General features: G+C 60.5%; 9 protein-coding genes. 6 read left to right on the top strand and 3 right to left on the bottom strand.

The window, feature by feature from the left end:
* Positions 1-257 (bottom strand): arginine deiminase family protein (locus DW913_RS09705; protein WP_233542049.1); only part of this gene is annotated, 257 nt, incomplete at its 3' end.
* A gap of 555 nt (positions 258-812) precedes the next feature.
* Between DW913_RS09705 and ppk1 the strand changes: the two genes are divergently transcribed.
* The 5 genes from ppk1 to DW913_RS09730 all read left to right on the top strand — a co-directional run bounded on the left by ppk1 (position 813) and on the right by DW913_RS09730 (position 6,993).
* A complete protein-coding gene (gene ppk1 / locus DW913_RS09710; RefSeq protein WP_233542050.1) occupies positions 813-3,248 on the top strand; it encodes a polyphosphate kinase 1 in 2,436 nt (811 codons plus the stop codon).
* Positions 3,249-3,334: 86 nt separating this feature from the next.
* Positions 3,335-4,663, top strand: coding sequence for a 23S rRNA (uracil(1939)-C(5))-methyltransferase RlmD (gene rlmD, locus DW913_RS09715; RefSeq protein ID WP_117798361.1), 1,329 nt, complete (start codon positions 3,335-3,337; stop codon positions 4,661-4,663).
* Positions 4,664-4,769: 106 nt separating this feature from the next.
* A complete protein-coding gene (locus DW913_RS09720; protein WP_117798362.1) occupies positions 4,770-5,312 on the top strand; it encodes a DJ-1 family glyoxalase III in 543 nt (180 codons plus the stop codon).
* A complete protein-coding gene (locus DW913_RS09725) occupies positions 5,309-5,890 on the top strand; it encodes a nucleoside triphosphate pyrophosphatase (protein WP_117798363.1) in 582 nt (193 codons plus the stop codon). The genes DW913_RS09720 and DW913_RS09725 overlap by 4 nt, the downstream gene beginning before the upstream one ends.
* 101 nt (positions 5,891-5,991) lie before the next feature.
* Positions 5,992-6,993, top strand: coding sequence for a P1 family peptidase (locus DW913_RS09730; protein WP_117798364.1), 1,002 nt, complete (start codon positions 5,992-5,994; stop codon positions 6,991-6,993).
* 362 nt (positions 6,994-7,355) lie between these two features.
* Here the strand turns inward: DW913_RS09730 and DW913_RS09735 are convergent, their stop codons facing one another.
* A complete protein-coding gene (locus tag DW913_RS09735) occupies positions 7,356-8,387 on the bottom strand; it encodes a glycosyltransferase family 2 protein (protein WP_117798365.1) in 1,032 nt (343 codons plus the stop codon).
* A complete protein-coding gene (gene glf / locus DW913_RS09740) occupies positions 8,380-9,582 on the bottom strand; it encodes a UDP-galactopyranose mutase (protein ID WP_055252340.1) in 1,203 nt (400 codons plus the stop codon). Before glf ends, DW913_RS09735 begins: the two co-directional genes overlap by 8 nt.
* Positions 9,583-9,814: 232 nt before the next feature.
* Between glf and pta the strand changes: the two genes are divergently transcribed.
* Positions 9,815-10,795, top strand: coding sequence for a phosphate acetyltransferase (gene pta / locus DW913_RS09745; protein WP_117640338.1), 981 nt, complete (start codon positions 9,815-9,817; stop codon positions 10,793-10,795).
* Positions 10,796-10,930 lie beyond the last annotated feature (135 nt).

A 10,930-nucleotide genomic window follows, 5' to 3' on the forward strand; every position in this document is an offset into this window, starting at 1 on the left:
TCGGCGCGGGCGCCGGGGACCTGGTCGAACACCTCGGCGACGAGGTTCTCGAGATAGAGGACCTCCACGCCCTGGTCCCTCAGGATCTGGGCGAAGGTGTCGTGCTCCTGCTGCGCGACCTCAAGGAACGGGACGTCGTCGAACAGGAGTCGCTCGAGCTCGTCGGGCGGCAGGTTGAGGAGCTCGTCGCCGGGACGGTGCAGGCAGACCTTCCTGAGCTTGCCGATCTCGGAAGGCACGTGCAGACCTTTCGTCATGGCCTCCTACCTTTCTTTCGGGCCTTTCGGCCGAATCTATCAGCGCCCTTCCGTAACGGGCGCTGCTTGCTGACAGCTCTAGTTATATCCAAATTCCACCCGCAATTCCACCTCGCCCCCGAACGGTCAACAAAGTGCGATGAACGGTATATCGCATGTGATTACCCCATAATGCACTTCGGCGCTCTAAAGTAACTTTTCTAAGGTAAACGCTCTTTTTTCTTAAAAATCATTCGCAATTACAACTCCAATCTTTCGATTAAGAATTGCATATCTAAAACGGTTTTATGTATATAAATGACGCTTGTTCGTGTTTCTGTCTGTATTCGATGATATTCAGCTACCTATCATTCTTATTCACACATACTCACCAGTTGAGTGAGGATATAGACCGTTTTTCACAACGCGAAGGGCGTCAGCTCTATGGCTTGTCAGCGTAAGAAGTAGGTAAAGATACCGTTCACGCGATACGTCCGTGCCAGCGGTCAACTAAATTGAGACAATAGAATAGAGTTAGGCTATCGTCCCCTGCGGGGACTGAACGGACAGATGCATATGCCGAGCAAAATCGAAAAGAAGCAAGCCGCCGCAAAGCTACGCAAGCCGCCGCGCGACTTCTCGTACACGCAAAACCGAGAGCTTAGCTGGCTGCGCTTTGACAACCGCGTGCTTGACGAGGCCTTCGACGAGACCGTCCCGCTGTTTGAGCGCCTCAAGTTCGTGTCAATCTTCGAGTCCAACCTCGACGAGTTTCTCATGGTGCGCGTGGGCGGCCTGTCCGACCTGGCAGAGCTCAAAAAACAGCCTGTCGATAACAAGAGTAATATGACCGCCTCTGAACAGGTCGATGCCGTCATGGCAGAGCTGCCCGGGCTCCTTACCCGCTGGGAGACCATCTTCAAGAGCATCGAAGGCAAGCTCGACGCCCTGGGCGTTCACCGCGCTCGCATCGACTCGCTTACGCCCGAGGAACGCACCTTTGTCACCCGCTACTTCCAGGCCTACGTGTCGCCGGTCATCTCGCCGTTGGTCATTGACCCGCGCCACCCCTTCCCCAACCTGCGCAACGGCGCACTCTATCTAGCTTGCGGACTGGACGGTGTCACGGACGAGGAGAGCCTGCTGGGCCTTATCGAGATTCCCGCCTCGATGAACCGCGTGGTCGAGATCCCCTCGCCCGCCGGCACCTACTCCTACATCTTGCTCGAGGACGTCATTCTCGCCTGCCTGGACAGCTGCTTTGGCTCCTATAAGCCGCTCGACCGCGCTCTGATCCGCGTCACCCGCAATGCCGATATCGACCCGGACGGCGAGGGCGTCGAGGAGGAAGAGGATTACCGCCAGCACATGAAGCGCATCCTCAAAAAGCGTTTGCGCCTGCAGCCGGTGGTGCTTGCCGTCTCCGGTTCGCTCGAGAAGGCGACGCTCAAGACCATCCGCAAAGCGCTCGAGCTTTCGCGCCGCTCGGTTTTTACCTGCGATATCCCACTCGACCTGGGCTACGTCTTTGGCATCGAGGGCAAAATTCCCGAGCACCTGCGCAACGAGCTCCTCTTTACGCCGTTTAAGCCGCAGCCCAACCCCACCATCGACATGTCCCGCTCCATTCGTGAGCAGGTGCTGCAGGGCGACAAGTTGCTCTTTTACCCCTACGAGGCCATGAATCCGTTCCTGGACCTGGTACACGAGGCCGCATACGACCCCGAGTGCATCTCGCTACGCATCACGCTCTACCGCGTGGCCAAGCAGAGCCGCCTGTGCGAGTCGTTGATCGATGCCGCCGAGAACGGCAAAGAGGTCACGGTGCTCATGGAGCTCCGCGCGCGCTTTGACGAGCAAAATAACATCGAGTGGGCAGAGCGTCTGGAAGAAGCGGGCTGCACCGTCATCTATGGCTCCGAGGGTTTTAAATGCCACTCAAAGATCTGCCAGCTCACCTATCGCGAGGGCATGGCGCTAACGCGCCTGACGCTGCTGGGCACCGGTAACTTTAACGAGAAGACGGCCAAGCTCTACAGCGATTTTATGCTCATGACCGCCCACCCCGGCATCGGCGAGGACGCCAACCTGTTCTTCCGCAACCTGTCGCTGGGCAACCTGCGCGGCGACTACCGCTTCCTGGGTGTGGCGCCCGTCGGACTGAAACCGCTCATCATGCGCGGGCTTGACCGCGAGATCCAGCGCGCCCTTGCCGGCGAGCCCGCCCGCGTGTTCTTTAAGCTCAACTCGCTGACCGACCGCGAGGTTATCGACAAGATCGCCGAGGCATCGTGTGCCGGCGTGCGCGTAGACATGATCATCCGCGGTATCTCGTGCCTCAAGCCCGGTGTTCCGGGCAAGACCGAGAACGTGCATGTCCGCTCCATCGTCGGACGCTTTTTGGAGCACGCGCGCGTCTATGCTTTCGGCGTGGACTCGGACATGATTTACCTGAGCTCGGCAGACATGATGACGCGCAACACCGAGCACCGCGTGGAGATCGCCTTCCCCGTGCTCGACCCCACCTGCCGCGCGCTGGTGCACGAGTACATGGGCGTGCAACTGCGCGACAACGTGAAGGCACGTAGCCTGACGAGCGACGGCACCTGGGTTCCCGTAGAGCGAAAAGAGGGTGAGAAGCCCTTTAACTCGCAGGAGTTCCTGTTGGAGCGCGCTTATCGCAACGCCGAGTCCGCAGCCGTGGCTTCGGAGCCCGTCGCCAAAGCAAAACCGGAACCCGCACCTGTTCTGGGCCCCAAGCCCGAGCCACAGCCGGCAGCCCCTAAGGTACAGAAGGTCCAGGCGACCGTCATCGAGCCCGACCTGGAGCCCGAGCCTGCACCCCAGCCTCAGCCGCAGACCGCCAAGCCCGCGCCCCAGGCAAGCGCCCGCCGCGAGAAACCCGCCGGCAAGACCAAAGCCATCGAGCGCCATCGCCCCGGTCGCGTGCGCATGGGCTTGGGCCTAATCGGCCTAGGACTCAAGACGCTCATTACCGGCAAGACGAAATAGTCGTTTGTAGAAGCGCCCCGCATTTGAGGAAAGCCTCGGATGCGGGGCGCTTTTCCCTGCTACCATGGTTGCGGACAACAACGCGAATGACGGGCAGGAATATGAAGCTCACCATAGAATCGATGACGTATGGCGCCGATGGTCTGGCGCATGCCGATAACGGCAAAGCCGTATTTGTGCAGGGCGCCGTGGCGGGCGACACCGTCGAGGCCGAGATCGTGCAGGACGGCAAATCGTTTATGCGCGCCCGCGCCACCGAGATTCTGGAGCCGAGCCCCGATCGAATTCAGCCTCCCTGCCCCTTCGTGGGCATCTGCGGTGGCTGCTCGTGGGGCAACCTCTCACGCACCGCTCAGCTTGCCGCCAAGGAGCAAAACCTGCGCTCCACGCTCGAGCGCATCGGCAAGTTCACCCCTGAGCAAGTCGACGAGCTGGTGCAGCCCATCCGCCACACCAAGGACGATTGGGGCTACCGCAATAAAATTGAGCTCGAACCGACCGTTGTAAACGGCCGCGTGCGTCTTGGCATGCACGGCGTCGATCCCAGCAAGATTGTGACCGTCGATTCGTGCCCGTTGTTCGACAAACGCTTCCCCAAGGCACTCAAATCGGTTGTCGGCGCGCTCAATTATCTGAGCGGCAGCCACGACCTGGGCTTGGAGCGCGTGGGCATTCGCGCCTCGCGCCGCACCAAGGCACTCGAGGTGGCGCTCTGGACGCCTACGGGCTCTTTCCCGCGCTCACAGGTCTCGCGCGTGCTGGCAGACGCCGCACACCCCACGAGCATAGTGCGCGTTATGAGCAAGGGTGAAAAGAAGGCCCGCCGTGTCTCCAAGGTCGAGATGCTCGCCGGAGAGGGCTCGTGGACCGAGAACATCGCTGACGGCCAGATGCGCTTGTCTGCCCCGTCTTTTTTCCAGGTCAACACCAAGGGTGCCGAGATTTTGATCGACCTTGTCATGGAAGCGCTCGACCCGCAGGAAGACGAGCTTGCCGTGGACCTGTACTGCGGTGCCGGCACCTTTACCCTGCCGCTCGCCCGCCGCTGCGACTTTGTCGCCGCCGTCGAGGCCTACGGCCCCGCCGTGCGCGACCTGCGCCGTAATCTGGAGATCAACAAGCTTGATAACGTCGACGTCATTGGCGGAGACGCGGTGCGCGAGTTCCCCGACCAGGATGCCGACGTCTTGGTGGTCGACCCGCCGCGCGCAGGCCTCGCCCCCGAAGCGATCGACCTTATCGCCAGCACGAGTGCTCGCGATGTCGCCTACGTGAGCTGCGACCCGGCCACCCTGGCACGCGATCTCAAACGCTTTGTCGAAGAAGGCACCTTCTCCCCCGTAAAGATCACGCCAGTTGACCTGTTCCCGCAAACCTTCCACTGCGAAACCGTCGTCCACCTCAAGCGCAACTAGCCACTTAATCATTGCTCAGAAAAATCATTGGGAAATCGAGCGTGGCAAGCGGAGGTCTTCGGGGTATAAGACGGCTAATTGTATGCCGCCTATGAAAGGAACCCTCATGCCCAGCGTTGCCGTTCTCGCCGCCGATGGCTTTGAAACTATTGAATGCTTGACCATGGTCGATGTCATGCGTCGCGGCGGCGTGCGTGCCACGCTCGTCTCGATCATGCCCACGCGCGAGGTCGTAAGCTCGCTGCAGATCCCCGTGACCTGCGATGCGCTCTTTGATGAAATCGACTTTGACGAGTACGACTGCGTCGTGCTGCCCGGCGGCCTACCCGGCGCCACCAACCTGCGCGCCGATCAGCGCGTCTGCGACGTGGTCCGCGAGTTCGCCGCGACCAATCACGTCGCCGCCATCTGCGCCGCCCCGTTTATCCTGGGCGAGCTCGACCTGCTCGAGGGGCGCCACGCCACGTGCTTCCCTGGCTTTGAGAAATGCTTCCCCGAAGGCGCCTATACCGGCGAGAAGGTTACGCAAGACGGCAACATCATCACCGCCAGCGGCATGGCCCAGTCGCTCCCCTTTGCGCTCGAGCTGCTGCGCACGCTCGCTGGCGACAAGGCCGTCGAGAAGGTCGCCGAGGGCATTCAGCTATGATTTTGGCTTCGCAATCACCGCGCCGCATCGAGTTGATGCGCGAGGCGGGCTATACCATTCGCATCATTCCTGCCGATATCGACGAAACGCCGTTTGATGGCGAGGCCCCGCTTACGCTCGTTGAACGCTTAGCACGCGCAAAAGCCGCCGCCGTTGCCGCCGAGCATGCCGAGCCCAATGAGCTGACGGTCGCGGCCGACACCATCGTCACCTTTGACGGCAAGATTCTGGGCAAGCCGGCAACCGAGGACGAGGCGCGCACCATGCTCCGTGAGCTTTCGGGCCGCACGCACCAGGTTGCAACCGGCGTCTGCATCGTTAAGGCAGGCGATACGGCCGCCCCGCATGCCGCCGAAAGCCTATCCTTTGTCGATGTGACCGACGTGACGTTCTACGAGCTCAGCGACGAGCAGATCGAGCACTACGTCGCCTCGAGTGAGCCCATGGACAAGGCCGGCGCCTACGGCATTCAGGGCACAGGAGGACGCATGCTCGTGCACGATATTTCGGGCGACTTCTATAACGTGGTGGGCCTACCCATCGCCCGCGTCGCGCGCGCGATTCAAAAACTCTCGTAATTGCATCTGGCGCTGGGTATCCCCCGGCGCCTACAATTTTGGCGTACCGTACGGATCCCGACCGGGCACAAGGCGCGGCGGAAAACCGATAGGAGTTAAACATGGATACACTGCTCGAGGCCATTGACGTCTGCGACGTCGATGGCTTTTGCTATGGCAACTATACGGACGAGGAGGCCGGCACCGGTTGCACCGTAATCGTGGCACCCGAGGGCGCCACCGGCGGCGTTGACGTTCGCGGCGGTGCTCCAGCATCGCGCGAAACCGACCTGCTGCGTCCCGAGAACACCGTCGACAAGGTCCACGCCGTCTGCCTTTCGGGCGGATCGGCCTTTGGTCTGGAGGCTGCAAGCGGCGTCGCCCGCGAGCTCGAGAGCCGCGGCATCGGCCTTCCCGTCGGCCCCACGCAGGTGCCTATCGTGTGCTCCAGCTGCATCTTCGACCTCGCCTTTGGCGATCCCACCGTGCGCCCCGACATAGAGGCCGGCATCGCCGCCGTGCGCGAGGCACTCGACAACACCCCCACCACGCTCGAACAGGGCAATGTGGGCGCCGGCACCGGCGCTACCGTAGGTAAGCTCATGGGTCCCGCCACCTGCATGAAGGCCGGCCTTGGCGCTGCTGCCGTGGCGCTCGGCCCTGTCAAGGTGGGCGCTGTGGTCTCGGTCAACGCCTGCGGCAACGTCGTCGACCCGACCACGGGCGAGTGGGTAGCCGGCATGCGCGCCGCAGCCGATAGCGACCAGATCGTCGACATGGAGCTCGCCGCTTTTGCCGCCGCCGGCTCTATGCAGATGCCGCTCGACCGCACCAACACCACTATCAGCTGCATCGTCACCAACGTTGAGCTCACCAAGGCTCAGGCCACCAAGGTCTCCCAGATGGCCGCAGACGCCTATGCACACGCCATCCGTCCCACGCACACCACGAACGACGGCGACACCATCTACACCCTCGCCAGCGGCAAGCTAGACGCTCAGACAAGCGCCACCGTTCCCCTAGACCTACTGGGCATGCTCGCCGTAAGGGCCCTACAGACCGCCATCGTAAACGGAGCCAAAACCGCCAAAACCTCCCACGGCATCCCCGGCGCCGCAAAGTAGCCTAACCTGACCGGTTGCCCGGTGGGGCTTGGTTATGTTTGCTGCTCTACAGTCCTGGCTCGCACGAAGCGCACATTAAGTGCTCTTCGGCTCGTGCGGAACTCGCGACAAACATAACCAAGCTCCACCGGGCAACCTACTCAACAAGATCCCTTTCAGCCCAGGCCCCTGTGTACCGCGCGTCCAAGATCTTCAAATTCAGCCGTCTGACATAAAGCGAGACATAGCAGAGGACCCCTGGTCCTTAACTTGATACGAGTTCCGCACGCAAAGGAGGCGCCAGTGGCGCCTCCGTCTTGCGCAGGACTGTTCGAAGTAGCAAGTTAAGGACCAGGGGTCCCCGTTACCCGAGCGTTTCTGCCCTAGTTGAATTTGAAGATCTTTGAGGCAAGACGGTATAGGCCGAGTGTGGTTTTGTCTCCGGCACGACCGCGGAGGTTAGTGAAGAAGCCGACCACACCGTAACGTGCACGACGATACATACGCTCGTCATAGGCCTTCAAATCATTCCACAGCGTCTTCAGGCGCTCATCGGCACAATCTTCCTCGGAAAGCTTGGTGAGCACCGAGCAAATCGCCATCATCATGGTGAAGTAGCCCATCATGTACGAACGCAGACGCGAGGACTCAACGTCCTGGTACAGGTGGAACGATTCCATCATGATGCGCGTTACGCGGAACTGCTGACCCAGGCGCTTGACCATCGTGGCCTCATTGACGCTCTGGCCCTCGCGACCGATAAAGTAGCGATAGAGGTCGATGTCGGCGTAGTACATGGTCTTGCAGCGCGGCAGCGGCACGTATGCGTAGATATTATCCACGTAGAACGTGTGTGCCGGCATAGGCAGATTGGACTCACGCAGCACATCGGTGCGATAGCACAGGCTGTGCATAAGCAGGTTCTGATCGGGACGGAAGTGTCCGATCTGGTCCCAAGAGAAAATCTTTTTGCGCGGCAGGGCAAACTTGTAGCCAATAGCGGTATGCGTGCCCTCGTAAACCTTCTCGTACACGTAGTTCGAGATAAACAGGTCGACGCGCTGGTCGCGCTCCTCAAAGCCACGCAGAATCGACAGCATGGTCGAAAGCGCCGCACCGTCGAGCCAGTCGTCCGAGTCAACGACCTTATAGTACGTACCATGCGCCTCACGCAGGCCCGAGAGGACGGCGATACCGTGGCCGCCATTCTCCTGGTGCACCGCGCGGATGATTCCAGGATAACGGGCCTCCCACTCGTCGGCCTTGGCGGCCGTCTCGTCCTTGGAGCCGTCGTCCACCACGATAATCTCGATATCGGTGGCGTAATTGCTCCCCTCCAAGATGGAGGTGATGCAATGGTCCATGTCCTTGGCGGCGTTATATGAGGGAATACCGAATGTTATGACTTTATGCATGGCAGGCGATAATCTCATCCGAAAGATCGAGGGCAGAATTGGTCACGGCGTCCATATCGTAGTAACGATACTCGGCCAGACGACCCACCGGGTGGAAGTTCGTCAGGTTCTGGACGCGCTCAAGGTAGCGCTCATAGAGCTCACGGTTCTCGGGCTCCAGAATAGCGTAGTACGGCGTCTCGCCCGAGCCGGGCGTATAGGCCTTGGAGTACTCCTTCATGATGGTGGTCTTGCCGGGCAGGACCTGACCAGTCATGTTCTTGAACTCGGTGATGCGCGTATAGTCCTCGCTCGTGGTGTAGTTGACGGTGCCCACGGGCTGGAACTGGTCCATATCGAGCGTCTCGAACTTCATATCGAGCGTGCGGTACGGCAGCGCGCCCAGGTCGAGGTTGAATAGCTCGTCGAGCGGACCGGTGTAGACGATCTCGCCGCCATAGACCTTGCCGTCGATCTTGACGGTGGTCTCGTCGATTTCAAAGAGGTCACGGGCGTCTACGTCACAGAATACGTCGATCAGATCGTGATCGAGCATATGCTCGAACAGCGCGGTATAGCCGTCCTGCGGCATGCCCTGGAAAGGAGCCTGCGGGAAGTAGCGATCGTCATCGCCCACAAAGACGGGAACGCGGCCGGTGATCGAGGGGTCGATCTGGTCGGGCGTCTGGCCCCACTGCTTCATGGTGTAATGCAAAAAGACGTTCTCATAGACATAATCGGCGACCTCGGCAAGATCCGGGTCGTTCTTCTTGCGCAGCTCCATAATGGGCACCTTGACGTCCTTGCCAAAGGTCTCCACGAGCTTTTGGTACAGCTCCTCGCCGCGCTCATCGCCAAAGGCGAGCTTGAGGCTCGCATGGTTAAAGGGTACGGGCATGAGGGTGCCGTTGATGTTGGCGAGCACCTTGTGCTGGTAGTCCGTCCACTTGGTAAAGCGCGACAGGAAGTTATGGACGCGCTCATTAAAAGTGTGATAGATGTGCGGACCGTACTCGTGGACCAGGATTCCGGCCTCGTCAGTGCAGTCGTAGGCATTACCCGCGATGTGGCCGCGACGCTCCAAAACGGCAACACGATAGCCGATAGTTTCGGCAAGACGGCGGGCGCAAACGGCACCGGCATAACCGGCGCCGACAACGATCATGTCGTACGCACCGGCATTAAAGCCTTCAGGCAGGCCTGAGGTAATCTGCATCGATACTCCTTGTCAAAAGCCACACGCTTTTTAACTGGGCTTTTTCTCGAACATACGTCGAGACATATTTATCAGAGCGATTATAGCGCTAATGCGTCCTATAATGAGCTTGCCACACAAGGAAAGCTCAAGCACCGCGGCGTACATTATTGAAAGGTAAACCCGCTAGCAGCGGGTTTATTCGTGGACAGCCGAGGGCCTGGAGCTTAGCGAAACGCTTGTAAGGAGTATCATGAGCGATTTCCTGAACCGTATGAAGTCTGCCGCCAAGGCCGACCTTAAGACGATCGTCCTGCCCGAGGGCGAGGATCCGCGTACCATCGTCGCGGCAAACAAAATCATCGAGGAGGGCCTGGCAAAGCTCGTCATCCTGGGCAACCCCGACGAGATCGATGTTCCCGGCGCCACCGTCATCGACCCGCGCAACGCCGAGAAGCACGAGGAGTACGCGCAGAAGTTTGCCGAGCTCCGCGCCAAGAAGGGCGTCACCATCGAGCAGGCTCGTGCCCAGGTGATGGACGCCACCTACTTTGGCACCATGATGGTCAAGATGGGCGATGCCGACGGCCTGGTCTCCGGTGCCTGCCACTCCACCGCCGACACCCTGCGCCCCGCGCTGCAGATCCTCAAGACTGCCCCGGGCACCAAGCTGGTCTCGGCCTTCTTCGTGATGTGCACCGACACCCCGCAATTCGGCACCGACGGTACGCTGATCTTCGCCGACTGCGGCCTCAACATCAACCCGTCCTCTGACGAGCTCTCCGAGATCGCCATCGCCTCGGCCCACTCCTGGTCCACCTTTATGGGCAATGTTGAGCCGCACGTGGCCATGCTCTCCTACTCCACCATGGGCTCCGCCGGTGGCGAGGTCGCCAAGAAGGTCCAGGAGGCCGTGAAGTTCTGCAAGGAGAAGGCACCCGAGCTCGCCATCGACGGCGACCTGCAGCTCGATGCTGCTATCGTCCCCACCGTCGCCCAGCTCAAGGCTCCCGGCTCCTCCGTCGCCGGTAAGGCCAACGTGCTCGTGTTCCCCGACCTCGAGGCCGGCAACATCGGCTACAAGCTGGTCCAGCGCTTCGCCGGCGCCGACGCTTACGGCCCCATTCTGCAGGGCATCGCCAAGCCGGTCAACGACCTGTCGCGCGGCTGCTCTGCCGACGACATCGTGGGTGTCGTGGCCATCACCGCCGTCCAGGCTCAGATGGCTGAGTAGCGGACGTATCCTCTCGGGACCCTACAGGGTAAAGCTCTGAAAACGTCCTCGGACATGTCGGAAGCCCCCGCTGCGCACTACGTGCGGCGGGGGCTTCCTCCGTCCTGACGCTCCTATTTGGCAAGGTGTTTTTTA

It is taken from the genome of Collinsella sp. AM42-18AC, assembly GCF_003467965.1.
Classification (GTDB): Bacteria; Actinomycetota; Coriobacteriia; order Coriobacteriales; family Coriobacteriaceae; genus Collinsella.

Bases quoted from the DNA above. Each gene is read 5' to 3' on its own strand.
- pta (WP_117640338.1), top strand. From the start codon at position 9,815: ATGAGCGATTTCCTGAACCGTATGAAGTCTGCCGCCAAGGCCGACCTT.
- glf (WP_055252340.1), bottom strand. From the start codon at position 9,582: ATGCAGATTACCTCAGGCCTGCCTGAAGGCTTTAATGCCGGTGCGTAC.
- ppk1 (WP_233542050.1), top strand. From the start codon at position 813: ATGCCGAGCAAAATCGAAAAGAAGCAAGCCGCCGCAAAGCTACGCAAG.
- rlmD (WP_117798361.1), top strand. From the start codon at position 3,335: ATGACGGGCAGGAATATGAAGCTCACCATAGAATCGATGACGTATGGC.
- DW913_RS09725 (WP_117798363.1), top strand. From the start codon at position 5,309: ATGATTTTGGCTTCGCAATCACCGCGCCGCATCGAGTTGATGCGCGAG.
- DW913_RS09735 (WP_117798365.1), bottom strand. From the start codon at position 8,387: ATGCATAAAGTCATAACATTCGGTATTCCCTCATATAACGCCGCCAAG.
- DW913_RS09730 (WP_117798364.1), top strand. From the start codon at position 5,992: ATGGATACACTGCTCGAGGCCATTGACGTCTGCGACGTCGATGGCTTT.
- DW913_RS09720 (WP_117798362.1), top strand. From the start codon at position 4,770: ATGCCCAGCGTTGCCGTTCTCGCCGCCGATGGCTTTGAAACTATTGAA.